This is a genomic window from Bradyrhizobium mercantei, from assembly GCF_001982635.1.
Taxonomy (GTDB): Bacteria; Pseudomonadota; Alphaproteobacteria; order Rhizobiales; family Xanthobacteraceae; genus Bradyrhizobium; species Bradyrhizobium mercantei.
This window is the reverse complement of record NZ_MKFI01000009.1, coordinates 67,538-92,144: the sequence shown is the minus strand read 5'-3', so window position 1 is coordinate 92,144 and position 24,607 is coordinate 67,538. Positions and strand designations below refer to the sequence as shown.

22 protein-coding genes are annotated in these 24,607 nt (G+C 58.1%); 6 read left to right on the top strand and 16 right to left on the bottom strand.

From position 1 onward, the window contains the following. Positions 1-220: 220 nt before the first annotated feature. From BI327_RS35275 to BI327_RS35265, 3 genes are read right to left on the bottom strand one after another with little or no spacing between them, the layout of a single operon-like run. Complete coding sequence (locus BI327_RS35275; RefSeq protein ID WP_076865973.1) at positions 221-646, bottom strand: hypothetical protein; 426 nt, start codon at positions 644-646, stop codon at positions 221-223. Next, positions 643-1,323, bottom strand: a complete 681-nt coding sequence (locus BI327_RS43000) for a nucleotidyltransferase domain-containing protein (protein ID WP_076865972.1) — start codon at positions 1,321-1,323, stop codon at positions 643-645. The genes BI327_RS35275 and BI327_RS43000 overlap by 4 nt, the downstream gene beginning before the upstream one ends. Next, entirely contained in the window at positions 1,320-1,682 is a 363-nt protein-coding gene (locus tag BI327_RS35265) for a type II toxin-antitoxin system RelE/ParE family toxin (RefSeq protein WP_076865971.1), read from the bottom strand. The genes BI327_RS43000 and BI327_RS35265 overlap by 4 nt, the downstream gene beginning before the upstream one ends. Positions 1,683-1,970: 288 nt before the next feature. Here BI327_RS35265 and BI327_RS42515 point away from each other — a divergent pair, with 288 nt between their 5' ends. Both BI327_RS42515 and BI327_RS35260 read left to right on the top strand, forming a co-directional pair. Further along, complete coding sequence (locus tag BI327_RS42515; RefSeq protein ID WP_159450514.1) at positions 1,971-2,126, top strand: hypothetical protein; 156 nt, start codon at positions 1,971-1,973, stop codon at positions 2,124-2,126. A gap of 79 nt (positions 2,127-2,205) precedes the next feature. Continuing rightward, on the top strand, positions 2,206-3,447 hold the full coding sequence (locus BI327_RS35260) for a cytochrome P450 (protein WP_076865970.1): 1,242 nt from the start codon (positions 2,206-2,208) through the stop codon (positions 3,445-3,447). 268 nt (positions 3,448-3,715) lie between these two features. Here BI327_RS35260 and BI327_RS35255 read toward each other — a convergent pair whose 3' ends face one another. The 9 genes from BI327_RS35255 to BI327_RS35215 form a co-directional block, all read right to left on the bottom strand. Then, positions 3,716-4,021, bottom strand: coding sequence for a hypothetical protein (locus BI327_RS35255; protein WP_076865969.1), 306 nt, complete (start codon positions 4,019-4,021; stop codon positions 3,716-3,718). A 247-nt stretch (positions 4,022-4,268) separates the two neighbouring features. Further along, on the bottom strand, positions 4,269-5,585 hold the full coding sequence (locus tag BI327_RS35250; protein ID WP_076865968.1) for a nucleotidyl transferase AbiEii/AbiGii toxin family protein: 1,317 nt from the start codon (positions 5,583-5,585) through the stop codon (positions 4,269-4,271). Continuing rightward, positions 5,578-7,098 carry a group II intron reverse transcriptase/maturase gene (gene ltrA / locus BI327_RS35245; RefSeq protein ID WP_076865967.1) on the bottom strand — a complete coding sequence of 507 codons (1,521 nt, stop codon included), beginning with the start codon at positions 7,096-7,098 and terminating at the stop codon, positions 5,578-5,580. Before ltrA ends, BI327_RS35250 begins: the two co-directional genes overlap by 8 nt. A gap of 578 nt (positions 7,099-7,676) precedes the next feature. Continuing rightward, positions 7,677-7,913, bottom strand: a complete 237-nt coding sequence (locus BI327_RS35240; protein WP_089025686.1) for a nucleotidyl transferase AbiEii/AbiGii toxin family protein — start codon at positions 7,911-7,913, stop codon at positions 7,677-7,679. Then, a complete protein-coding gene (locus BI327_RS35235; RefSeq protein WP_076865966.1) occupies positions 7,910-8,722 on the bottom strand; it encodes a type IV toxin-antitoxin system AbiEi family antitoxin domain-containing protein in 813 nt (270 codons plus the stop codon). The genes BI327_RS35240 and BI327_RS35235 overlap by 4 nt, the downstream gene beginning before the upstream one ends. Positions 8,723-9,302: 580 nt before the next feature. Continuing rightward, a complete protein-coding gene (gene groL, locus BI327_RS35230; protein WP_076865965.1) occupies positions 9,303-10,952 on the bottom strand; it encodes a chaperonin GroEL in 1,650 nt (549 codons plus the stop codon). A gap of 84 nt (positions 10,953-11,036) precedes the next feature. Beyond that, positions 11,037-11,351 carry a co-chaperone GroES gene (locus tag BI327_RS35225; RefSeq protein ID WP_076865964.1) on the bottom strand — a complete coding sequence of 105 codons (315 nt, stop codon included), beginning with the start codon at positions 11,349-11,351 and terminating at the stop codon, positions 11,037-11,039. Positions 11,352-12,027: 676 nt separating this feature from the next. Next, positions 12,028-14,025, bottom strand: coding sequence for a hypothetical protein (locus BI327_RS42915; RefSeq protein WP_245335025.1), 1,998 nt, complete (start codon positions 14,023-14,025; stop codon positions 12,028-12,030). Between the two features lie 111 nt (positions 14,026-14,136). Continuing rightward, positions 14,137-14,388, bottom strand: a complete 252-nt coding sequence (locus BI327_RS35215; RefSeq protein ID WP_076865963.1) for a hypothetical protein — start codon at positions 14,386-14,388, stop codon at positions 14,137-14,139. A gap of 508 nt (positions 14,389-14,896) precedes the next feature. Here BI327_RS35215 and BI327_RS35210 point away from each other — a divergent pair. Further along, positions 14,897-15,103 (top strand): cold-shock protein, encoded by a 207-nt coding sequence (locus tag BI327_RS35210; RefSeq protein WP_076865962.1) that lies wholly within the window; start codon positions 14,897-14,899, stop codon positions 15,101-15,103. 351 nt (positions 15,104-15,454) lie between these two features. Here the strand turns inward: BI327_RS35210 and BI327_RS35205 are convergent, their stop codons facing one another. The 3 genes from BI327_RS35205 to BI327_RS35195 form a co-directional block, all read right to left on the bottom strand. Further along, positions 15,455-16,558, bottom strand: coding sequence for a radical SAM protein (locus tag BI327_RS35205; protein ID WP_076865961.1), 1,104 nt, complete (start codon positions 16,556-16,558; stop codon positions 15,455-15,457). After that, positions 16,555-17,808, bottom strand: a complete 1,254-nt coding sequence (locus BI327_RS35200) for an APC family permease (RefSeq protein WP_076865960.1) — start codon at positions 17,806-17,808, stop codon at positions 16,555-16,557. The genes BI327_RS35205 and BI327_RS35200 overlap by 4 nt, the downstream gene beginning before the upstream one ends. 186 nt (positions 17,809-17,994) lie before the next feature. Beyond that, on the bottom strand, positions 17,995-18,741 hold the full coding sequence (locus BI327_RS35195; protein ID WP_159450513.1) for a YqcI/YcgG family protein: 747 nt from the start codon (positions 18,739-18,741) through the stop codon (positions 17,995-17,997). Between the two features lie 813 nt (positions 18,742-19,554). Between BI327_RS35195 and BI327_RS42510 the strand changes: the two genes are divergently transcribed. From BI327_RS42510 to BI327_RS35180, 3 genes are all read left to right on the top strand, one after another. Then, positions 19,555-20,940, top strand: a complete 1,386-nt coding sequence (locus BI327_RS42510; protein WP_076865958.1) for a hypothetical protein — start codon at positions 19,555-19,557, stop codon at positions 20,938-20,940. After that, a complete protein-coding gene (locus BI327_RS42505; protein WP_076865957.1) occupies positions 20,832-21,521 on the top strand; it encodes an NEL-type E3 ubiquitin ligase domain-containing protein in 690 nt (229 codons plus the stop codon). The genes BI327_RS42510 and BI327_RS42505 overlap by 109 nt, the downstream gene beginning before the upstream one ends. A 410-nt stretch (positions 21,522-21,931) precedes the next feature. After that, a complete protein-coding gene (locus BI327_RS35180; protein WP_076866112.1) occupies positions 21,932-22,126 on the top strand; it encodes a hypothetical protein in 195 nt (64 codons plus the stop codon). A gap of 316 nt (positions 22,127-22,442) precedes the next feature. On the opposite strand, the gene BI327_RS35175 is transcribed toward BI327_RS35180, so the two are convergent. Further along, on the bottom strand, positions 22,443-24,404 hold the full coding sequence (locus BI327_RS35175) for a putative bifunctional diguanylate cyclase/phosphodiesterase (RefSeq protein ID WP_076865956.1): 1,962 nt from the start codon (positions 24,402-24,404) through the stop codon (positions 22,443-22,445). Between the last annotated feature and the right edge of the window lie 203 nt (positions 24,405-24,607).

Sequence of the window (24,607 nt, the reverse complement as noted above, 5' to 3'; positions counted from 1 at the left end):
GACAACCACGTGTGATCCGGACAAGGTGGCGCAAGATGCGTTCGAGACCGGTTGCGCCTCAATATTAACGGCGCCGTTACCCGGGATACTTGTAACCAAGCATCGCCCCACGCGGATTCTGCCAGGCTATGTCGTGACGGACATGTTGCCTGGTGTCCGCTGCGACGACGAACGCGACGTTGAGTGGTAAAGGCCAGGACGCATTCCCCGCAGTGCACGATCACTCTTCGGTCGGTGGCGTCAATGCGGCGACAGCGACTTCGAGTGTCTTCGTGCATCGAATGAGATCGGCCAGCAGTTGCGCGTCAACATCCTGACGCCCCTGATATTCGGCGAGGTTGCGTTCGTTGTGCGCTTTCAGAAAGACCTGAAGATCGGCGGCGCTGGTGCCAACCGTATGAGCGAGCGTCTGGAAGACCGAGATCCTGTTTTCCGAACGGTAGCCTTCGCGGCGCAGAGCCGCGAGCGCCAGCCGATGCGCAGCGCCATAGGCCAGCGTAAACTGGCTATCGGGATCAAGGTCCTTTTGAGCATCGGCTAGGCTCGTGCGCGCCGCGGCCAGCATGCCGTCATACTCCGCACGGGATGGAGACTCTTCTTTCAGCCGCCCAATCTTTGCAAGACTATCGAGTTCTTTCTTGCTCATGCCTGCAAATCTTTTTCCGACCCGACAATGAAGATTTTGGGAAGACCGCTTACCTTCCGGATGAACGAGCCTTTCTGCGACGCCTTCCGTCGCCAGTCGTCCGACGAAAGGAATGTCGGATTGACCTTGCGGTCCAATTTTTGTTCGGCGTCTTGCGAAGCATTATAGAGATTGGAGTAGTCGAGATTGTCGCCAATCACCATCAGATCGATATCGCTGCGCGCTGTAGCCCCTCCCTTGGCGAAGGAGCCATAGACGAATGCGGTCTTGATCATGTCCAGATAGGGCTCAAGGCACTCCTTGAGAGGCTTCGTCAGCGCCGTCTTGACTGGATTTTTGGAAGTCTCTGGCGTTTTCGTGTCACCTAGTTCGCCGAAATTGATGATGTTTACGGCGCCATCAGGAAAGCGCGCGGTCACTTCTAGGGATCCGCCCAAGGCCTCGACATAACGCCGCAAGTTGCTGACATACATATCCGTGCGGCGCTCAAGTTTGGCGACGGCGGGTTGGCCAACCTTCAACTCGTGAGCGAGAAACTCTTGGGACTTTGCGCGAGCCTGACGTAACTCATGCAGAGCCATCTCCGTCTTCAGTTCGGAAACGCGCGATGCCACCCGCTTTTTGCGCTCAGGAGAAAAACCCTTGGTGAGTTCGCTGAATGGGCGATGTCCCGTCATTTGATCAACCCCTCCTTCCTGATTTCGTCGATGTACACGTCGTAGAGCTTGTCTGCGACCGGAATCATCTCATCGTAAAACCGGTCATTCCCCGTTTTGTCTCCGCCAATCAGCAGGATCGCCGCGCGTCTCGGATCGAACGCGTAAAACACCCGGATGGGCCTGCCGCCGCTTTGCACGCGCAATTCCCGCATATGGCTGTGCCTGGAGTTTTCAATTCCGGATGAGTGCGGAAAAGGCAGGTTCGGGCCATGCTCCATCAGAAGCTCCGCGGTTGCGGTGATGTCTTCCTGCTGCGCCTCTGTGAACTCGCCCCACCATTCGGCGAACTCATCCGTATTTTCGACGTTCCACGCCATCGATCATATATTCCATAGAGGGAATAGTCGTCAAGAACTATTCCATCGACGGCATAGTGTCCAGAACAGCAATTAGCTACGTAAAATCAATAAGTTATAAATAACTCAGAGCTTCCCAACGCCGAACTTAAATCGGAGTTTCACTGGCCCGGGTCCAAGACCTTTGACGTGTTGGTTTTTTTGGACGGCCATGACCGAAGCACCTTTTTCATCCGCACGCGCGGACGCCCACGGCTGAGATCATTCAGCTTCGCCCCTCAATACATCCACGTGGCCCGGAGTTGCCTCTTGCTGGCCGTCAATATCTTCGCCGCCGCAAAGAATGTTGCAGTCGAAGAGCGTCGCAGCGTGACGGCGGTTTCGCTCCTGCCGGAAATGGTAGGGGGGCTAGGCTGCGTTTTTGGATATTCTTTGCCTATTCGGGCGAGAACCTATTTCAACTGAAGCACCCGGAACGAGCCTATCCGGTTCCGGGCTTGCAGAGATCATGGGCTCTCCAGAAAGAACCGACCAAGGAGGCCGCATGAAAACGCGCTTGGAAGCACGCGGAGACGAAGATGCGTGCTGCATTCCGTTGACCAATCTGGATGTAAGCGAAGCAAAGCGCTTTGAAGATGACAGCATATGGCCTTGCTTCGAGCGGCTGCGAAGGGAGGATCCCGTTCACTACTGCCAGGACAGCCCATACGGTCCATATTGGTCGATAACCAAATACCGCGATATCGTGGCCGTCGATACAAATCATAAAATATTCACGTCAGAGCAAGGTGTGACGATTGTCGACGTGCCCGAGGAGCATTGGACTCCGAGCTTCATTAAGATGGATCCTCCCAAACATGGCGAGCAGCGCCACACCGTAAGTCCGATAGTCGCACCGGACAATCTGGCGAAGCTCGAAGGATTAATCCGTCGTCGCGTCAAGACGATCCTGGATGGCTTGCCGCGCAATGATACCTTCAACTGGGTCGACATGGTCTCGATTGAGTTGACAACGCAGATGCTGGCCACGCTGTTTGATTTTCCGTTTGAGGATCGGCGGCTCCTGACGTACTGGTCGGACATAGCCGTTACAACTCCGAGAATTGGCCACGCCATCGACAGCTGGGACAAGCGAAGCGCAATCCTGTCCGAGTGCTTGGACTATTTCACTCGGCTTTGGCGTGAACGAATAGACGCCGAGCCACGCGTTGATCTCATTTCGATGATGGCGCACTCATCCGCGACTAGGCATATGGAGCCACGTGAGTTCCTTGGAAATCTCATTCTCCTGATCGTGGGCGGGAACGACACCACGCGCAATTCGATCACCGGAGGCCTGCTGTTCATGAAGGAGCACCCGTCCGAGCTACGAAAGCTGCGGGATAATCCCAGCTTGGTGTCGAGCGCTGTGTCCGAGATTATTCGGTATCAGACGCCGATTGCACACATGCGTCGCAACGCCACGGCTGATACCATCATGGGAGGCAAGCAAATCAGGCAAGGTGACAAGGTCGTCATGTGGTACATCTCCGGTAACCGCGACGATGAGGTCATCGAGGATGCCAACAAATTCGTGATCGACCGCAAGAACGTGCGTCAACATCTCTCGTTCGGATTCGGCATCCATCGTTGCGTTGGTCGGCATCTTGCGGAGCTGCAGCTAAGAATCCTCTGGGAGGAGATGCTGAATGCACGCTTGGAGATCGAGATCGTTGGTGAGCCAGAGCGAGTTGCATCCAACTTCGTGCACGGTTATTCCGCGCTCCCTGTCCGAATCATAGCTTAGTCGTCAGAACCGCTCGGTGCCTCTTGACCAGTTTGCCCACTGCATGCGGACCGGCGCGCCCTGCTGAAGGTTGTCTTCGCGCCAGCGCCGGTACTTCTCGACTAAAACTTGGTCCGCGAGCTCGCCTTCGTGTGACGCATCTTCCAACGGCGTGGAAACTGCAAGCCCCGCCCTCCTCGGGCGTAGGATTACGGTCAGGCGTTTCGCCTGTCGCGATGTCAATGATCCGCTTAGCGAGCTTGGTTGGGGTCTCTGGGTCGCTTGGGCGTCATGGTCGGCTCAGAAAATCATTGCCAAAGCGATCCCGAAATTCCTCAAACTTCTCCTCAAATCTGTCAAACCCCTCCTTCTTCATCTTAGCGGCGAAACCGACGCTTCGCGGGGTCCCTTTCAGAGCTGCCCAGAAATAATCGACCATTCCGACGGCATCGCGCTCCGTCATACGGATAATTGTCAGCCTGATGCCCTGCTTAAGGCTGTTAGAGGCAGTCGGTGACGCTAAAATCGGGTCGAAGACGTGCTCATGGAGATAATCCATGATCGTCTGTTCTTTGGTGCCGAGCGCCTTGGTCATTCCTGAAATATGCGACGTTGACGGTCAACATTCCAGCAGCAAAACAGCGCCACAATCAAACTGACCGCTATCAGCAGTCTACTTTAAGCAGGGTGTTTGCCGAGCCGACGAAGCCTTTTTCAGTGACGGGGTAGCCGCAAGCCTCGAGCAGGTTATGCCCCTCCGAGGGCTGACTGAATTCTCCACGCTCGAAACGACTCAAGAGGACCAGAGCCAGTAGGAGCTTGTTCATACAGCGGCCCAGCTGCTATTTCGTTCGGACATAGGTTCCGTATGTGCCGTAACACTGATAGCCAGCACGGTTCTTGTGGGGCCGCAGCGTGCTGTCGTGGCTCTTGCGCTCGAACAGCTTGCCGCAGATCGTGCAACGAAAGACATAAGTGGTGCCGCTGCTTGACGCACGCGATCGCCGGCGCGTTGAGGCTCGGGGCAGCACAAGGCCGACAGGCCGTGACGTTAGAGGGATCGATTGCGGGCCTGTCGGCGTCAACTCGATCGGATAGCGTGGCGAGAATGTTGTCTGCGTCTGCGAAACTCCTAGAATGCTGTCGAGGCGATAGCTGCGCGGCTGACCGCTATCCGCACGAACTGCCATCAACAGAACATCGCCCGCGCGGGATCGCCGCAAGGAATAGGCTTCGATTGCGCGAGTGGATCGCTTGCCCTGTTGGTCGCGATAGTCGAGATTGACCAGCAAGCGGTTGGCGGCGGCAAAACGAATGGTCTCAATGAAGGTCTGGCCATGTGATCCCGGCGGAAGACCGACGATGCGCTCGCGGATCGCTTCGGCACCAGCACCACCAAGAAGCGGCATCGTCGGCAGCACCGGCGCCGCAACCTGGCCATGAAGCCACCTAAATATCTCCGGCAGGGCGTCCCAGAAGGACACGATCGGCAGCAAAGCCGGAAGCTGATGGTTGAGCATGCCGGACCAGCCGGCCTCAACATCGCCGCGGTGCGGTTCGATGTCGACGAGTTGAGGCAATTGGATGCCTTTGAACGCGCATTTCTCGCGCAGCACCGTGACGAACTGTTGCTGCTCGGGCCGGGCATCGGCGTTGCGGTAGAGGTTGACGACATCGTAGAGATCGCGCGGCCGGGTGCGTTCAGCCAGAGCGCGGAATTTTTCGGCAAAGGCTTCGACGTAGTCGTAGGCGAGCACCTCAATCCCCTCTTCCGGCGCGTCGGAATAGGGATGAAAGATTTCTACCGTCTCGGGTGGCAGGACGACGCGTTCATCGGCGGTCAGGTCGAGCTTGACGCGAGGCAGGGACCGGGTCGGCGAAACCGGCCCCTTGTAACTGATTTTGCCCTGGCATGAGAGATTGCCGCGCGGATTTTTGAGGATTTCGAACTCCTGCTGGTCAGCTGGGATTTCGATGCCGGTCTCGTCGTAAATCCAACCGCCGATTTCGGCAAAGACCCGCCTCAGGAAGGCTTCATCAAGATGCGCCTCGTTACGCAGCGTAAAGTGTAAAAGTAGGCGGTGAGCGCCGCGTCGCGTTTGTGCGATCGGTTTCTCACCGCCTCTTCCCGAACCGGACGTGCGTCTTTCGTTACGCATCCGGCTCTCCAGAAGACGTGGCGAAGGCAGGTGTTTCCATCCAAGCAAGGCGGTACCGGCAGACTGGGGTCCATGCGAGCACAAATTGCTCAATAGGTCCGTCCTGCCAGACCTTACGTGTGCGTCGAAATTGACTTGGCCTGCGTGAGGCCAGAATCTCGTGCACTGCTGCTTTTGGGCGCTTGTACCGCAACCAACGCCATATGCGATCTCCGACATACCAGTCGATGCTGGTGAATACGTCGAACGCATAGGCACAGTAGCGATAGTAGTACGCCCATCCGCGGAGGATGGAATTGATCTCTCGGAGCTTCTCACCAAGCCTGACAAGCGTGGTATTACGCTTTGTCAATTGCTTGATCCGGTGACGCAGGTCAGCAACTTTCGCCTTTGGAATTTGAACGCGCGTGCCGAAGCCAAAGCGTTCATTCCAATAGGCACCGAGATGGAAGCCAAGGAAGTCGAATCCATCTACTAAAGCTGTGATCTTTGTTTTCTCTGGCGACAATTCTAGTCCTGTGCTCTCGCGCAAATAGTCGGCCAACGCGGTTCTTTCCGCTTCGGCCTCCTCTTTTGTGCCCGATACCAGCAGGATGAAGTCGTCAGCATAGCGTACGGGCAAGAACACGCACCGGCCGATCTTGCGATCAGAGATTCGTGTGTGTCTCGCCGCCGTGACCCCGTCGCTTTTGCGGCGAGCATAGAGTTTCGTGCGGTGATACGTCCACCTCTCGTAGCGTTCCTCGATTGCGCTGAGCACAATATTGGAGAGCAAGGGAGAGACGATTCCGCCTTGGGGCGTTCCATTGTCTGTGCGGAGGAACTGGTCTTCCGCAAGGACGCCGGCTTTCAAGAACCGCCCAACCAGCCGTATCACCCGACGATCGCCTACGCGAGCGCGCAGCCGTTTCATCAAGAGGTGATGCGAGATTTGGTCGAAGCAGCTTTTGATGTCGCCTTCGATAACCCATGGGTACGGCAACCGGCTCCGTCGCGTATCCTTGTCGCGTTTCTGCGGCAAGGTTGTTCGACGGAGGTACTCCAAAGCACCATGGCTGTTTCGTCCGGGCCGAAACCCGTAGGAGACGTGCCAGAACTGCGCTTCGAAGACAGGCTCCAATAAGATTTTGACCGCGCCCTGTACGACGCGATCCTTGATCGTGGGAATGCCCAGAGGTCGGAACTGTCCTGGTTTCCCGGCTTTTGGTATGAGGACCCGCTTGGAGGGGCTGGGCCGGTATACGCCGGAGCGCAGCTCGGCTTGTAGTCCCTCCAGAAAGCGGCTCTCTCCCCGTTTAGCCCGAATGCTTCCCACAGTCATCCTGTCGATCCCGGCGGTTCGTGCTCCTCGGTTTGAGGAGACGCGCCGCCAAGCGCAGCGAAGCGTGCGGATGTCAGTTAACCAACCCCACATGTCTCGCCACTGGTCGTCAGGATTTGCCTGACTCCACTGATAGAGCTTGCGCTGAATGCTGAGTATCCAGACCTCGTCGGCCTGACGATCCATGTCCATGGATCATTTCTCCATCATGCAAATCTATCGTCTTCCTGCTTTCCTTCGCCATGTGCATGGCTTTCCCATGCTCGGACTACTACGAAAGCTCCGTCCTCGGTGCACCCATCTCCGGTCGTCGCGGCGAGCCCAGTTTCGAGCTGGGCAGATGTACCGAGTTCCCGCGTTCTGATTTCCAACCTTTGTGTCTTTAGGCGGTGAGCTATACCCCTTGCGACACTGAAGATGGGCTAAGGAGAGCCGCTCCCATCTCGGATGCGTTGAGACACACCCACCAGCGAGGAACATCGAGCCAGGCCGGTTCTGTTCGCATTGCTTGCCTCCCGTGCCATCGCACGACGTGGAGGCATTCTCAGATAAAGAGGTTTCCAGCACTCACTTCGTTATCTCGCCATGGACACTGCGGTAGCCCGACCTACGCTCGATGGGCGCATTCGGTACAGTTAAGGTTGCTCTGCTTATGACACCCCACCGGCGACACCCGGTCGAGCTTTGCAACCCCCTTCTGTCTACTGCTCTCGGTAGACGGGCGGCATTGCAGCCGCCGGTCGAAAATCAGCAGGTTGAGAGAGGACCATCTAACTCATGATCGTCCTCCCGCGCCGTCGCGGCGCACCGAGGTCTTCGGAGAACCGATAGGTCTCGAAGAAGCATTTCTTGAGACAGGTCCCGCCCTTAAATATCCAGTTGTCGGCAAGTTCCTCATGAGCATAGATGCCAGCGAGCATCCAGCCGAGGACGTAGTCCTTCTCGATGACATGCGGGTTGAGCGATGTCTGCGCGGCAAGGTCGAGAATCTCGCGCTTGTCGATCAACCAGGTTCTCCGGATGTCCAGGATGGCGGAATGAGGAGCCGCCATCTTGATATGAGTCGCTTGCAATCCAAAGCAGGATCGAGCTTGGCATTGCCTGCCGTGAGGCGGACGCGGCAGAGTTCAACCAGCGTGGCGCCGTCAGCGCGTCTTTCCGCAAAGAATCCAAGGCGCTTGAACACGGCGCCATTGCCAAGCTGATCGGCGTATTCGATCAGCTTTTGATCGCTGCGGTCGGGCCGTTTGAAATATGCACCCAGGCAATCCGACACATGCTGAACACCCCCGCCGAGCGCAGGGTCATCGAGCATGTCGATGATCGTGCGGTGGACATCGGAGACCGGCACCTTGGTGTTGTGGCGCCAAATGGGCTTGGTGCCGAAGATTTTCTCCGGCTTCAGATGCTTCAGCGTGAAGTCGAACCCCTGGCGCTTCTGATGCCTCTCGCGGATGGCTTGCCCGGTGACGACCACGATGTCTTTGAAAATCTGCTCCGTCAGGTCCCAATGCTCGGCAGCCGTACGGCCGGCGATGTAGCCGGGTGCGAAAAGCGCCGGCACGAGCACCCAGGCATCGTCGAGAACTCGTTCCGAGCCGAGTGTGTCGATCGACGCCGGAACATAGGCACCAGACCCTACCCGGCGCAGCCATCCTTGCTCGCGCCATCGAGCGAGGCGCTTGGCAGCTTCAGTTCGCGAAACAGAGAGCGCCTTTGTCACATCGGCAATGTGGATCACGTCACCCGAGTCGGCGAGAACCTGCCGAAGCTGGGCACGGCCACGGGGCAGCCGTGACTGGATTGAATTGTTCATACGTTGATTTTCGCAAAAATCGTGAATTATTACATATATAGTACACAGGACTAAGCCAGTTAGGCAACACTTAATACGCTGTAATTCGCAATAAACGAGAATTTTAACATTCATAATGTATATAACTGCTCGGGGCCGTGCAGCACCACTTTGATGCACCCCCAGAAGACTCGCCAATATGGCCAAGCAGGCGAAGACCGGGTTCCAGACCAACACGCTTGAGCCGTGGCCAGTCGCGGTTACCGGCGCGGAGATCCTCGCCTGCCACGAGGCCGGCATGACCGTGACTTTGTCCCAACCGTTGACGTCGGACACCAAGGCGGACGGACGCTTCGGTAAACAGGATCGCCTATTTCAAAAGATCATCAGCAAAAGGCCCGATCAACCAATTGCAGCCGCAGCCCGCCGATCCAGGCTTTCGCCAGCGCCCTTTCCAGCCCCCAAACCGCCAGGGGCTACCAACATGCAGAATGGCCTAACAGGACCAAGGCGACGCGTTGTGAGTCCGCACCCCAAGTAGAAAACCCCAGCGTTGCTGCTGGGGTTTTCGCATTTCGTGGTTTGGCGTGACGCAGCTGGATTAGAAGTCCATCCCCCCCATGCCGCCCATGCCGCCTCCCGGAGGCATCGCGGGCCCTGCAGCCGCCTTCTTCGGCAACTCGGCAACCATGGCCTCGGTGGTGATCAGGAGCGCCGCCACGGAGGCGGCGTTCTGGACTGCGGTTCGCACGACCTTGGTCGGATCGATGATACCCTTGGAGACCAGGTTGCTATACTCCCCCGTCTGTGCATCGAAGCCGTATGAGTACTGAGTCTTCTCCAGGACTTTGCCGACCACGACCGAGCCGTCTTCACCGGCGTTGATCGCAATCTGACGCGCCGGCCAGGACAATGCCTTGCGCACGATCTCGACGCCGGTCTTCTGGTCGTCGTTCTTGGTGCGCAGGCCCTTGAGCGCTTCGGTGGCACGCAGCAGAGCGACGCCGCCACCCGGTAGGATGCCTTCCTCGACAGCCGCGCGGGTCGCATGCATCGCGTCATCAACGCGATCCTTGCGCTCCTTCACCTCGACCTCGGTCGCGCCGCCGACGCGGATCACCGCGACGCCGCCTGCGAGCTTGGCGAGACGCTCCTGCAGCTTCTCACGGTCGTAGTCCGAGGTGGTCTCCTCGATCTGCGCCTTGATCTGGGCAACGCGAGCGTCGATGTCGGCCTTCTTGCCGGCGCCGTTGACGATCGTGGTGTTCTCCTTGTCGATCATCACCTTCTTGGCGCGACCGAGCATCTGCAGCGTGACGTTCTCGAGCTTGATGCCGAGGTCTTCCGAGATGGCCTGGCCGCCGGTCAGGATCGCGATGTCCTGCAGCATGGCCTTGCGGCGATCGCCGAAGCCCGGAGCCTTGACGGCCGCGACCTTCAGGCCGCCACGCAGGCGGTTGACGACGAGGGTGGCGAGGGCTTCGCCTTCGACGTCTTCAGCGACGATGACCAGCGGCTTGCCGGTCTGCACCACGGCCTCGAGCAGCGGCAGCAACTCGTTCAGCGAGGAGAGCTTCTTCTCGTTGATCAGGATGTAGGCATCGTCCATCTCAACGCGCATCTTGTCGGCGTTGGTGACGAAGTAGGGCGAGATGTAGCCGCGGTCGAACTGCATGCCCTCGACGACGTCGAGTTCGGTCTCGAGCGACTTGGCTTCCTCGACCGTGATCACGCCCTCGTTGCCGACCTTCTTCATGGCGTCGGCGAGGAACTTGCCGATTTCGGCATCGCCGTTGGCGGAGATGGTACCGACCTGGGCGATCTCCTCGTTCGAGGTGACCTTCTTCGAGTTCTTCTGGAGGTCGGCCACGACGGCTTCGACCGCGATGTCGATACCGCGCTTCAGATCCATCGGGTTCATGCCGGCGGCGACCGACTTGGCGCCCTCGCGGACGATCGCAGCCGCCAGCACGGTCGCCGTGGTGGTGCCGTCGCCGGCCGCGTCAGCGGACTTGGAGGCGACTTCGCGCACCATCTGGGCGCCCATGTTCTCGAACTTGTCCTCGAGCTCGATCTCCTTGGCGACGGTGACGCCGTCCTTGGTGATGCGGGGAGCGCCGAACGACTTCTCGAGCACCACGTTGCGGCCCTTCGGACCGAGCGTGACCTTCACCGCGTTGGCGAGGATGTCGACGCCGCGCAGCATACGGTCGCGCGCCTCGACGGAGAATTTGACTTCTTTGGCTGACATGATGAGTTCCCTGAGTGATGTCTTTCTCACCTTGGCGGGGCGCCCGGCAGGCGCTCCTCAAGGCGAGCGGTGCGAGCGAATGGATTAGGCAGCCTTCTTGCTGGAAGACACGTCGGTGAGAACGCCCATGATGTCGCTCTCCTTCATGATCAACAGCTCATGGCCATCGATTTTGACCTCGGTTCCCGACCATTTTCCGAACAGGACGCGGTCGCCGACCTTGACGTCGATCGGGATCAGCTTGCCAGTTTCGTCGCGGCCACCCGGGCCCACGGCGATGATTTCGCCCTGCGAGGGCTTTTCCTTGGCTGTGTCCGGAATGATGATGCCGCCAGCGGTCTTCTCGTCGGCGTCGATACGCTTGACCACGACGCGGTCGTGAAGCGGACGGAAATTCATGAAGCCCTCCTGAGGATTTGCACAAGTTGACGATTCTTCGATTGCTAGCAATCGACACCTGCGAGTGCTAGCGCAGGCGCGATTGAAATAGGATCAGTTTTTTCGGCGAGCAATAGTCTTGAGGCAGAAAAACTGGACACTCCACCCACCTGATCTGCCAGTTGCGTTAACAGGCCTGTACGTCATGGGACTCGATAGTACGATCCGTACAGTGTGACGCGGACGATGTGCTTATTGGCACGGGCCAGCCGCGCTGCAGCAACAGTCTATATCCGTAACGCCCCACCTATTTCGCATGTGCAAGATGCGTCTGCCGGCCACGGGTCGGCTCGTGCTCCATGTACAACACGACCTCCGTCACTTCGCGCCAACCTCCGTAGAGCTGTCGACGGTCACGCCGCACCGGTGCGTGCGCGAGCAACTCCACCATCCCTTCGCCGGAACAAGTTCCGTCTTCCGTTCAAATCGAGCGGAGCGTTTGAAGATTGCGTATGTGCGATCTTCAGCGACCTTCTGGGTAGATGCGAACGCGTTGCCGGCCACCCGTCTCGTCCAATTCGCCCCTGTAACGCACATCGCGGATGTTGAAATACGTCGGGTTCTCGGCGTCCGGCATCATGCGCTGGCCCTCCAATGCGCGGACAAGGTTAGATGGCAGCAAGCGTTCGCGGTGCTCCTACCCTCCCCGGATGAGATACCCAAGATCGACTGCGCCTTCGTGTGATGCCCCAGCGTCACTCGTCTGCGGCGGATGATGAGGTCGCTGCGAGGGCCCGGCTGCTTCATTCCTCGGCCTGGCGTGAGGATGATGGATAAGACGAACGTCTCCGCGTCCTCCCGTTCCGAGCGTGGCCGAGTAGCGCTCACCGTTGATCGTAAACTGGCTGGGTCCGAACTGGTTTGGCAGCAGATTGATATTACCCAGCACGTCAATCAGGACGTCTGAGGCTGGTCGGGAGCCGTGCTCCCAGCCCTCCCCAACGATAGTTCCGATATCCCGCAGCTCTTCAGAAACCCCTGATGGACCAACGAACGGCGGTGGTCCGGCAATGCCATAGTCCAGCATCGATTGACTGTCGTCGTGCAATTCATCAGGCGTGGGTGGATTCAGATTAACCAGCAACTCAAGATCGCCGTAGACGTCTGACGATGGATGCCGTGCAGATGATGATGAAGCGGGTCCTCCCACTGTTCTCCTCAACAAATCCCAAGCTCCCTCGCTCGATGTAGCCGGCATCGCTGGAAGGTCGTTCAACGAACTGCACTGCGGACCACCGTACGGCGTGGATGATGGGAGTGCAGCTTCTCGGCTCGGCTCCCTCAACAATGTCGGCTGCGTCCCGTCGTAAGGTACGCTCGATGATCGAGAAGGCCCTGGGATCGGCTCCCTCAACAAATCCCAGGCTTCCTCACTTGTGGTGGCAGATGTTGCGGGTAGCGCGTGCGGTGCTCCGCACTCTTGCATGCCTGCCCGACCACCTGAATGCGCTTCGGGAGAAGGCACCCCTAATCCTCGGTTCACATCGAGGACTTGTTGGTATTGGCCAAGCCTCCGCAAATCAGGGTCGAGTTTTGTCTCCTGGGTTTCACGCTTGTACCCCTCAACGTCACTGGCAAACCCATTTGTGGAGAGACGACCAGCCATGGCCCCTCTGTTTTGGGTTTGCAGCCAATCGCTCAGCCTGGAAAGGCGCCGAGCCTGCCTGTCGACATTCCTCGGATCGATCCTGTGTGTCGCCTTTTCTGCCGCAGCCCACATGTCGACGAGAGTAGCGTCTATGGGATAAGGATTCAGGCGGCGGATATCGGCTGACAGCGCCCTTCCGGCGCGGGCCTCCCGGAGCTTGTTCAACGCCGCCTTCATGCGTGTGCCGAGTTTTTTTATCGGCGCATAGGTTTCTGCATCGACATCCAGCCCAGGTGACAACGCCGGGTTGTCAATTCGAGCTGCAATTGACGGCCTCCCGTTCTCGCGCAACAGAGCGCTTAAAGCGCGCAGATTGCCCACCGCATTTCTCAGGGTGCCATCGCTCAAGTTGCCAGTGGCGCTCGCCGCGAACTCCTGAATGATCGGCTCGTCCTCCTCGCGGCCCCCTTGCGTTCGCGTCGGCTGCTTGGCGGGGTCCGCGCGAAACGTGATCGGAGTGAACTCTTGATGCGTCTCAGAGCCGGACGACTTTTCGCTTCCGCTTCCCCCGAACGCTTTTGCAACTCCTGACTTGATGCGCGACCACAGTCCACGTCGTTTGCTGTTCTTGGGTTCGATCGCTGACTGTACCTCTGGAAAGACGTAGCGCGCGCGGCTGAAAAGATCTTCCTGCAAATTGGACCGCGGCGATAGCCGGGTCGGACCTCCGTGGCGCTCACGGGGGATATCCACGCTGCGGCGCGCGCCACTGAACGAATTGTCCCTCGACCGCGAATATGACGGCAACCGCATCAAACCGCCGAGTTCGGCGAGCCGGATATGCCCGGTCCGCGCCTCAGGACTCCCGTCGGGTGAATTCGAGCTTGCGGAACTCGCATCGGGTGAATTGAGTTGCAGCCTCTCGATCGGCTGCTCAAAACCGGTTTGCCGGCTGTCCGGCTGTCGTCCCGCCCGCTGCCTTTGCAGCGTGGCGGCGTATTGCCGCACCCAAGCTCCTGCATCGAATGGGTCGACCGGATCCATCATGCATTCCTTTCTTCGGTAAAGGTCCCGTGCGTTCGCAGACTTATGCTCCACTTTTGCGGGACGCAGGCGGCAGCGGCTCGAGGCGAGAGCGAGACACGGCCTCTATAGGAGTTAGCTGTCGAAAAGCTGACGAGTGTAAGGAATCCAGATCACAATAGCGATCGATCCAGCTTCATCGAAAAATGCCGAAAACTGCTGCGCACTGCCGATGGACTGCCTGAGTGCGCAGAATCGGATGAAATCGCCGACCTTTCGAATTGAGCTCTCCGGGCGCGAGGCATTCTGGCCGGTAGGTCCTCTGTCATTGGCGATATCAACCTGGACTCGCGACTTGCCCTCTTCTGCTTCGGTTGCTGTGGGCATGTGGGCGCGCCGTCGATGACCAAGACCCCCCACTCATCCCGGCTGCATTTTGACCGGGTCGTCAACCACCACGCCGCCAACCGCACACGCCAATGAGCTGATCGGAAAGATCCGGACCATCAAAGATCAGCTTCCTGCAAGGAACAGTCCAGGGTACGAAACGTACACTGCAATGACAGCGCCGCAACGCACCTCAGGAAGACAAGATCGGCGCATGTTGGATGCGCGGCGCACTTTCGGAACTCATTCGCGGCCGTCCACATCGCGATGAGTGCAGGTTCGACGAAAACATACAGTGCTGACATAGTCGCGATCCGCGAGCGGCCGATGATCGATGCCTCAACGCTGCAAGCTGAAGCGAAGTGAACCGAGCCGCTATGCCCGATCCTCTCGACGCCCTACTCGGATCAGGTCCGGGACGACAGAAACGAAGAGCCTCCCAGCACTCGTCTTGATATCGGCCTCGCACCTCGGTTAGATAGGCTGGCTTCAAACTGGAGATACTGCAGTGGCGATGGGTACCGTGAAGTGGTTCAATCCGACCAAGGGATATGGCTTTATCAAACCCGATGATGGGGGACTGGACGTCTTCGTGCACATTAGTGCCGTCGAGAAAGCCGGCCATGACAACCTCGCGGAGGGCGCTCGCATTAGCTATGAACCAAAGAGCGGCCGTTCGGGTAAGGTCTCCGCCGAAGATCTGCGAATTGAATAGGGCATGATCAGGATAGGCCGGGCTGATTTGCCGCGTCCGGCCCTCGACCACCCTTGCATCCATCTGGCCTCAGCGCATTCGTGGTACCGCTGAGGTCGCCTACGCGTCCCGCAATGCGATTACGTTGGCGCGAGGGCCACGGTCGTACAAGAGAACTCTGCAACGAACCGCTTGCGATAGCGAGCAGGGTTTTCAGTCAACTTGACGGACGCGTTGAAGGGTAACAGCCCCCAGGCTGGCAAACAGCGGCACTATCTCCGTGGCAGGGAAAGGGACGGCCTGAACCTGCAACCCACCAAGCTGCGCCCTCAACGTTCTTCCGATGCGGCAATTGAACGTAGCAGATGCCATTCACACTTTCGTTCTCCCATATTCCCTCCACAGCATGACTTCGAGGTCTCCCGGGATATCGAGATGCTCGGGGAAATCTGGGAAGGGAATTGAATTTCCGTCGCGTACGAAGATGGCGAGATCGGTCTCGCTGTTCGTTTCGGCATAATGTTCTCGCCTCACCTTTCCGCGATTGGTGTCGAGCACGAACCGCGTCGAGTTGATCCATGATGGCGAGAACAAGTTGAGCTGATCAGCAATGTGCCAGACGCGCCCCAAACGCACGCGGAAAGCCGCGGAGAAGTTGATCGGATCCGGAATGAAGATCGACAGATTGCGCACGCCCATCCCGTCGAGCCTTTCCAGTAGACGATGAAGTACTAATTGATGATCGTTGGTATTTCGCAGCAATGGAAACTGATTGTAGAGCCTAATCTTGTGCGCTCGAAGATCTGCGATCTTTTCAGAGACCTCTTCGCAAATTTCGTATGGATGCACGATGTGGAAGGTGGTGCGAAGGCCGTGTCTCGCCAGAATATCAATCTTCTCTGCAGTGAACGCCTTGGGTTCATATACGATCGCTCTTGTATGAATTCGGATCGACTTGACCGATGGAACCAATCGAATTCCTTCGATGATTGCCTCCAGCCGCGATGCTGGCAGCATCAAGGGATCTCCCCCTGACAGAATCACCTCAGTGACTTCCGGTTGGCGGCGAAGGTATTCAATCAACAGGCTTAGATCCGCATCTTGATCATTTGGCTCGTCAATAAACGTGTTCTCGCTCAGCACGTCCATGCGGAAACAATACTGACAGTTTCCAAAGCACTTCGAGGTGCTCAAGAAGAGTGCGCGGTCTGGGTATTTTCGCACTATCGAGGTTTTGTTGGCGAGCCCGCAAGCATTTGATCTGTCGTTGACGAAATCCTTTACCTCGTTGGGCGCCCTCAATGAGATTCTGTCCTGCGTTGGGAAGGACACCCGGTGAAGTGGCCCCAGATGGTTGCCTAGCGCCGCAACCTCTTCCTTGATCTTCTTTTCATAGAACGGCGTGACTTTCACAGGTAGCAGGCCCTCTCTCATAGAGACGGCCTTGAACTCCTCATTGATATAGCTTTGATTCATAACAATCTCGCTCGATTGTTGCGGTTCGAAAAATACGCAATGAAGGCAGTAGAGCCGATATAGATGAGCGATGACTTGGTGCTAAGCATGATCGGCGCGGCGGGAATCACAACCAAGCCGGCGAGGAGCCACGAAACTGGTCCTCGCCGCAGTCTAGCCAGCGCCATTGCCGAAATGACGTAAATGGCAAGAAAGTTCATTCCGGCCAAGCAGAACATCATTTCGATATTTAGCAACCGAATCTGATCGGCGATCACGACTGCGATCAGACACGCAGCCACACAATATACGCTGTTACGGGGAGTGCCATTGCGCAAGTAACCGAGGCAGGCGGGAAGAACGCGTTGCCCGGACAGGTAAAGAACAAGCCGCGAGACCGCCACAACCGATCCGAAGAGATTGGCTGCGATCAGCGCTGTCCCAAGCAGTGGAAGCAGCCAGCCTGGCGCAGTTGGTGCGACTTGCAATGCAGCCTGAAATACCGGCGTATCAAAGTTTGATTTGATATCGGAGACATGCACGAGCGCTGCGCTGGTGATGTATAGGCAGCAGACCAGAATGAACGCAAGAAGCATGGCTGGGCCAAAAGTCGTCTTAGGATTGCGAAAGTCGGCGGACAAGTGGGACGCGATCTCCCAGCCGGCGAAAGAGAAGAAGATCAGTGGAATCTGCCCTGCGATCGACGAAAGATCTGCCGGGCCGTTGAATCGGACACCGTTGGCCCGCACCGCCAGCATGAGCAAGACAACAAGCACGCCCACCAAGAGAGATAATGACGAGCCACCCGCGAGCCTTACCCAACTCGCGAGTGTCGCGTTACTCGACAGAGCAAAGCAGGCAGCAAGCAAAATGAATAGCGTAGCAAGGAGATGAACATCCACTCGGGAGCCGGTCAGTTTTTGTAGGTAAGTCGCCCCCACAATCGCGATGGACGGCAAACCCAATACCGTCGCGCCAAGAAAGAGCAGCGATACCAGCAACTCCAGGTACTGACCGAATGCAAGTTTGGCATAATACGCCACCCCGCCAGTGCTCGGATATGCACTACCCAGAAAAACCATTGTTACCAGGATCGGAGCAGAGAGGAGCGAACAGGCTAACCAAGCGTAGATGCCATCTTTGCCGAGCTTTTCGAATACAAGCCCCGGAATCACAAGAATGCCGGATCCAAGGATCACCGTCACGATGAGCAAAAGACCTGAGATCAATCCCAGGTGTCCCTTGAGTTCGCTCTGGAGTTCCTCTTTCACGTCGATCCTCGGAACGAGAGCGGCGTTCGCCGTAGATCGCGATCGCCGCGAACCTCACATTTGCAACCTCTTGCTCCTGCCTGTGTCATTGCCGGCAGGAAAGCGGAGGTATTGCTCGTCTAACGCCTGAGACCAATGGGCGGCACTCAGGATCTTGACGGAGAAAAAACCGAACCTTGCCGTCATTCAGTTGAAGCGCAGAGGACATTGTAGCGGGACATCTTCGTTGTTGTCGGCGATCATGTATTGTGGCCACTGGGCTTCACCAAGAAGGTATGACCCGAGCAACGGGCTATGTGCGACGTCATCGTAGAGATCAATATTGCGTCTGATCTTCGCCGTGACGGCTCTGCCGCGCCGATCGGCGGGAGCTGCGATGTCAAAGATCTTGCGAGGATTGATGACGAAGGCGAGCCCAGCTCCCATGTTTCTGCTCCTGCGGAGAACGTGCGCTGGATGGCTTACATTCACGAAGAGCTCACAGCCGTGGAAGCACATCGTCCACGTGGGGTGCGTGGGATCCTTAGAAACATGCGAAGGCCAGGGTCGCTGATCTTGATCGATCAGATATTGCATCGCTTCGATGAAAATCTGCTTGAACTGATCCCTGGTCGCAAGTGTTGCGACCGGCTCAAAGAGCACAAGTAGTGGACGGTGGCGACTGATATCGAGCGCGTCGATATCGATCTGCTCAATGTAACTGCGTAAGCCACAAGCAAGATGGTCCAGCTCATATCGTGAGTTTTCGGGGTCATATGGGACGAGAAGGAAGCGTAGATTGCCTCGCCTGACCGCGTTTTGCCCGAAGAAGCAGGGAAAACCGGTGCGACTCCCGGCCTCATCTTCGAACTTCGATAGAATGTACGAAATCACTGCATGGCCCCACGCGAATCTTTCAGTGAGGTTGGCGAGTTCATCCTGGTTAATCAGCATGCTCTTTCGCTCTCTATCTAGGGGACGAAGCATTGAGCGGCGATGGCCGACGGGTCGGCACGCCAGATGCATGAGCCCAAGTGGTGGTGAGGTGCTCCGCCGGCACTCAATCCTTCCGGCGAATCATCGCTCATACGGTGCGCATTCAGCCTGTCAGAACCACAAATCAAGATGTGGAACGAAAACGGCGGGATGCGACAAACGTAAGGTGTTCGATCGCCTCGGGACGCGCCCTCTCCGGGGCCGGCACCAGTGTTCGGCGAGCCTGTCATCTGATGCTTTCTCCTCAGTCATGGTGGAGAGCATTTGCGATTAACCCTGCAGGGGGCGTGCCAAATGAGAAAGTCACGTCCGGACAATGAGGTCACTCTGATGATCCCGTTTGATGTCCCCCCTTCGAAACTCCGATGTCGGCAACCGAACAGCTAGGGTCGCTTTGAGACCACAGCTTTATGTGGGAGTGAGCGAGAGCTTCCCAGGACGTATGCAACCAAACAGCCGGGACCGATGTGAGAACTTGTCAATTTGAGGACCCGGACTTGGTGCGGACATGCCGCGTCTGGCTGTAGCCGTTCTGAGGGCCATCAGGCAGCATGTTCGATCGCAACCGGAGCCTTGATTTCGAATGCTTCATCATTCATCAACGCGCATGACCGGGTTCGACGAACGTCGTTCCGCCGTACTTCTTCTGAGTTTGGCTTTCGCAGAGAGATGGTTGATGAACGCAGCACGAGCCCAGCGGATCGCAGGGATTAGTTCCGGCGCTTTCGAACCAGACGCTGGGAAGCTCTCAACCGGCCCAGGATCGAAGCATTGACCGGGGCGCGCGCGAGCCTCGATGCCTCGCCGGCCAGTGAATCATCACTGGACGAAATGCTGGACGCCTGGGCTAGCGCGGATGGGCAAAGCGAGACCGAGGACCGACAAGAGGCGGCGAGACGAACGAGGACTTGGCGGGCGGCTGGCAATGTGGATGAGGCGCTGAATCTGTCACGGCTGTCGCTGACGGCCGTGCCCACCGCGCTCCCGGAGGAACTCCGGGATCTCAATGTCGGCAACAACCGGCTGACCAGTCTACCTGCCGCGCTTCCGGCAGTGCTCCAGACGCTCAGGTGCAACGTCGATCAGATAGTCGGCGCACCTTCCTACCTCCCGGCTCCGCTTCGAAGCCTCTCTGCCAATCACAACGCGCTGAGCAGCCCGCCCGATGTACTCCCGGCAGGACTTCAGGAACTCGATGTGCGCGCAAACCATCTGACCGGCCTGCCCGACACGCTGCCGGCGCAACTCGCACGTCTTGTGGTCGGTAACAACCGGCTGACCAGCCTACCGGCAATCCTCCCACCCAACCTGCGGGCGCTCTATGTCCACCACAATCGGCTGACTGGTCTTCCCGACACTCTTCCGGCTGGGCTTGTATGGCTGGATGCCAGTCGTAATCAGCTGACCAGCCTGCCCGAGGCCCTTCCTGCTGGACTCCAGACGGTCAACGCCGACCGCAACCAGCTAACCAGCCTGCCTGACGCCCTCCCGATCCGGACGCTGCACCTCAGTCACAATCGGCTAACCTGTCTGCCTGAGACACTCGCGGCTGAGCTGCAGAACCTCGTGGTCAGCCATAATCAGCTGACCAGCCTACCGGAGAACCTTCCGGTCCGGCTCCGGACGCTCGAAGCCGCGCACAACAGGCTGACCCGCTTGCCCGAGATCTTGCCGGCCGAGCTTCAATTGCTCGACGTGAGAGGTAACCGACTGACCAGCCTACCGGAAACTATCCTGACACGGCTGGGCCCCTGGTGCAGGGTCGAACTGGACGGCAATCCGCTATCCGAGCGGGTGTTGAGGAACCTTGCAAGGGACATCAATGCGCCGGGCTACGACGGGCCCCGAGTCTCCTTTTCGATGGGCGGACAGGCCGGGCCAAGTCAGCCGCCGCCGTTGCACGTGGCGGTAGCGGATTGGGTTGGCGGCGAGCCGGAGGCAATGGCGATTTGGCAGGGGTTCGCTGAAGAGGAAGGAGCCCAGGAATATGCCCTCTTTCTCGACCGGCTCCGACTTACCGTGAACTATGGCAACGCCGCGTTTCGGCAATGGTGGCTGAGGATCTGCAGCAGGCTGCGACCAGGCCACGATTGCGCGCGCTGTACTTCAGGATGGCCCTCGGTGCGAGCGAGCGCTGCGAGGATCGTATCACTTTGACCTGGAACCGGATGCAGAGCGCACGCCTGACCGCCGACGTCGAGGACGGGGCGTATGACGATCGGCTCGACGAACTCCTCGAGCAGGCTCGTGTCCTGTTCCGGCTGGACGTACTCGAGCGGATCGCCCGCGAGAAGATCGCTTCGCTTCGCTTTGTCGACGAGGTCGAGGTCTATCTCGCCTATCAGGTCAAACTGCGCGAGCGGCTGAATCTGCAGCTGCTCGCCCCCGACATGTGCTTCTTTGGAGCGTCCTTTGTCACCGAGGACGACCTCGCTGCGGCCGAGACGCGGGTGCGGCATGAGGAGGCAACGGAGTTTGACGACCATCTGGCGACCCACTGGGAACCCTGGAACGCTGTGCTGAGCCGCATCGAACCCGAGGCTCACGCAGCGATGGAGGAGCAGCTTCTTGAGGCGATGGAGGAGGAATTCCACGACCGCCTGCAGCACCGGCTCCTGGCTGAAGGCCTAACTGGCGACGAGGCCGAGATACAGCTCGGAGCTTTGATCCGCGAGGAGATCGCCCGAGAGATCAAGGGGGCGCTGACGCGCCAGGTGCGCAGGGACCGCGGCCTCTAGAGATAGGTGAGATCGGCGATCCACGTCTGGTTCAGACATTCGGCCGTGGACCGTCGGTCCAACAGGACCGCTGGCACGGGTCTCGACTGTCGATATCATTCCGCTTCGGTAGCGACGAACATCGGTAGCCTTACCCACAGGCTCACACAAGCGCAGCAGCCGCTCGATACGGTGAAACCTCAACGAATTGGCGATCTTGAAATATTTCCGACACAAGCGGTACGCATTCGTATCGATGCGAGCACTGTTCACCGGATTTGCTGCGGCGAACGGCGATCTTTGTCCAGCTAGCTTTGATAGGATATGCTGTAGGGATTTGCTAACCCATGCAGGCTTACGGAGCTAGTCGCTAACCAATCGACAATCGTTCTGGCAGACTTTCCCGCCGGGACAGTATGGGTAATTCGAACATGACCGGGCTGGCCATTATGGAAAACGTGCGCCGCTACCGCGCAATAGCTTCGCTGTGCCGTCAGGCTGCGACATTCCGACCGGTTCAACGCATCTCCTTGCTGACGCAGGCTGAAGACTGGGAGCGGCGAGCGCTCGTCGAGCTCGAACGACATTTCAGCACTTTAAACGGATGTCGAGCATCTGAGATGTGAGCGCTGAGCCAGCGCTCGTCAGCTTCTCTGGCTCAATCTGGCAGCGTTCCGTACAACGATCTCGCCTAAGTCCTCGTCGCGCTAGTTCTCGTCTGGGTGTCGCGGGTCTACAGGATCATGGTTTGCGTATCGCCAAGGCGGGCGACGCGTCGTTGATATCGGGTATCGCGCGCGCCAAGCTGCACAAGGACGCAGTCGGCAATGCAGCGGATTGTCCAGTCGTCGGAAAAACTCCACCACGCCAGTTGACTGTTCGCCTTAAAGAATGCGGATGTTCGATTTCATCACCGTCGACATTGCGAAGCGACCCCGTCCTTCAAGCTGCGGAGGTCGACCATTGCTTGTTCTGATCGAGCAGAGCGAAAACGTGGTCGGCCGCGACCGGTCGACCGACGAGATATCCTTGCACTTCGTCGCAATTGGTCTGACGCAAATAGTCGAGTTGCTCGGCGGTTTCGACGCCCTCGGCGACCACGCCGATCCGCAGGTCCTGCGCAAGTGAGATGATTGACCTTACGATCGCCGCGCTTTCTGCTCGCCCCAGCATATCCCGTATGAAGGACTGATCGATCTTGATGCGGGTGTAAGGCAATTTCAGCAAATAGGTCAGAGATGAATATCCGGTTCCGAAATCGTCAAGCGCCACCGTCACGCCCAATTGCAGGAGCGAGTTGAGGATCGATGACGCCGGCGCGTACTTCGAAATCAGCATCGACTCGGTTATTTCGATTTCGAGGCGGTGGGGAGCAACTCTGGCTTGGGCGAGCGCCTGTACGATTGTCTGCAGGATGCTGGCGTTATGGAATTGAGCTGCCGAAAAATTCACGGCGACCCTGAGGTCCGACGGCCAGTTCGATAGCGTCGAGCACGCATTTTGGACCACCCACTCGCCGATTCCGTGGATCAATCCGGTTTCTTCGGCGATTGGAATGAACTCGGTCGGAGAAATTACTCCACGGACGGGATGCCGCCAGCGCAGCAAGGCCTCAAAGCCGGTGACCCGGTTTTTGCGAATATCGAAGACCGGTTGGTAGAGGAGGAAAAGCTCGTCTCTGTCGATCGCAAGCTCCAGATCCCGCTGCAGCGCCCTGCGCTCGCGCGCTGATTTGTCATCACTCGTCTCAAAGAAGCGTATCGTTCCCGGCCCCGCTTGCTTGGCGCGATAGAGCGCAATATCGGCATTCCTCAGGAGTTCATGAGGTGCGTCGCCGTCGCGCGGGGCCACTGCAATTCCGACGCTGGTCGCGCCCGCGATCTCGCATTTCTCGATCGGGAACGGTTCGGCGAAGGCGCCGACGAATCGCTCGGCAACTTCCAACGCATCTTCCAGCTTGATGAGATTGGTCATGACAAGCGCAAATTCATCGCCGCCGATGCGCGCAAGGGTATCGATCTGCCGTACGCATCGCTGCAGTCTTGACGCGGCCTGCACCAGAAATTCATCGCCTGCGGGGTGGCCAAACCTGTCGTTCACTTCCTTGAAGCGATCGAGGTCGAGAAGAAGAACCGCGAATTCCTCGCCCGAGCGGGAGAGCCTATTGAGGGCGCCTTCGAGGCTCTCATTGAAGGCGAAGCGGTTCGGCAGTTGGGTCAGGGGATCCCGCCGGCCCCTCCTTTCGGCCTCCAGTTGAGCAATGGTGCGTCTGGTAAATTCGAAGGAATGCGCGAAAACGCCGTGTAGGAGCACGAAGCCATAGGCCACAACCAGGATGGCGACGAGCAGATAGACGAAATCGCCGTTTCTGCCGAGGCAGATTGCCGTACCCACAAAGATCGGAGCCGTGAACGCAACCGCCGCCACCGGAATCGTCGCGAAGGCGAACGCGCCGCCGGCAAGCATCCCAGAGCACAGACATGTTATGACGAGCTGCCCGCCGTTTGAGGCGTTCGCGAAGAAAGCCACCGGAACGATCGCCCAGGCGGTTCCGAGGAGCAACGCATTGCGTACCAGCCGGTGCATGGCCTGGCGCGACACGAACTGGGGCTTGGTCATCCGCCGTGATGAACGCGCCCTCACACCTATCGATAGCGCGCCGCAGACGACGGTCGCCGCCCAGACAAAGGCGACGTTTCGGTCGGGGGAATGCCAAAGGGCAATTGCGAGCACGGTCGCATTGCAGGCGTTGGCCAGCATGATGGCCAGCGAATGGCCCAACACGAGGGAGAACTGCTCGGCACGAATGTATCCTGCGACCGCTTCATCGGTGGTCGGCCCGCCGAATGCCGCCAGGTCTCCGGCTGTCAGCTTCGAAAGATAGGAGTTCAAACATGCCATCATTCTGGGACCCCGCAAGGCTAGCTTCGGCGTTGGCGCCAGCGCTGGAGGGTCGCGGCAAATCTTTGACAAAAGATAAACTCTTGATTGTACCTGCCACCTTACAACACCTATGAGATCCTATCCACAGCACGGCCTCATTGCTGAAGCCTGGACTGGTTATGAATCGAGAATACATCTGTCCGTTTCGTACAGATCCATGACTT

What these genes read in the sequence shown, in the direction of transcription:
- BI327_RS35180 (WP_076866112.1), top strand. Translation starts at nt 21,932, where the DNA reads ATGACCGGGCTGGCCATTATGGAAAACGTGCGCCGCTACCGCGCAATA.
- BI327_RS35205 (WP_076865961.1), bottom strand. Translation starts at nt 16,558, where the DNA reads ATGAATCAAAGCTATATCAATGAGGAGTTCAAGGCCGTCTCTATGAGA.
- BI327_RS35195 (WP_159450513.1), bottom strand. Translation starts at nt 18,741, where the DNA reads ATGCTGATTAACCAGGATGAACTCGCCAACCTCACTGAAAGATTCGCG.
- BI327_RS35215 (WP_076865963.1), bottom strand. Translation starts at nt 14,388, where the DNA reads ATGCCCACAGCAACCGAAGCAGAAGAGGGCAAGTCGCGAGTCCAGGTT.
- BI327_RS35260 (WP_076865970.1), top strand. Translation starts at nt 2,206, where the DNA reads ATGAAAACGCGCTTGGAAGCACGCGGAGACGAAGATGCGTGCTGCATT.
- groL (WP_076865965.1), bottom strand. Translation starts at nt 10,952, where the DNA reads ATGTCAGCCAAAGAAGTCAAATTCTCCGTCGAGGCGCGCGACCGTATG.
- BI327_RS43000 (WP_076865972.1), bottom strand. Translation starts at nt 1,323, where the DNA reads ATGACGGGACATCGCCCATTCAGCGAACTCACCAAGGGTTTTTCTCCT.
- BI327_RS42505 (WP_076865957.1), top strand. Translation starts at nt 20,832, where the DNA reads ATGGTGGCTGAGGATCTGCAGCAGGCTGCGACCAGGCCACGATTGCGC.
- ltrA (WP_076865967.1), bottom strand. Translation starts at nt 7,098, where the DNA reads ATGGACATGGATCGTCAGGCCGACGAGGTCTGGATACTCAGCATTCAG.
- BI327_RS35255 (WP_076865969.1), bottom strand. Translation starts at nt 4,021, where the DNA reads ATGACCAAGGCGCTCGGCACCAAAGAACAGACGATCATGGATTATCTC.
- BI327_RS35235 (WP_076865966.1), bottom strand. Translation starts at nt 8,722, where the DNA reads ATGAACAATTCAATCCAGTCACGGCTGCCCCGTGGCCGTGCCCAGCTT.
- BI327_RS35275 (WP_076865973.1), bottom strand. Translation starts at nt 646, where the DNA reads ATGAGCAAGAAAGAACTCGATAGTCTTGCAAAGATTGGGCGGCTGAAA.
- BI327_RS35175 (WP_076865956.1), bottom strand. Translation starts at nt 24,404, where the DNA reads ATGATGGCATGTTTGAACTCCTATCTTTCGAAGCTGACAGCCGGAGAC.
- BI327_RS35225 (WP_076865964.1), bottom strand. Translation starts at nt 11,351, where the DNA reads ATGAATTTCCGTCCGCTTCACGACCGCGTCGTGGTCAAGCGTATCGAC.
- BI327_RS35250 (WP_076865968.1), bottom strand. Translation starts at nt 5,585, where the DNA reads ATGCGTAACGAAAGACGCACGTCCGGTTCGGGAAGAGGCGGTGAGAAA.
- BI327_RS35265 (WP_076865971.1), bottom strand. Translation starts at nt 1,682, where the DNA reads ATGGCGTGGAACGTCGAAAATACGGATGAGTTCGCCGAATGGTGGGGC.
- BI327_RS42915 (WP_245335025.1), bottom strand. Translation starts at nt 14,025, where the DNA reads ATGATGGATCCGGTCGACCCATTCGATGCAGGAGCTTGGGTGCGGCAA.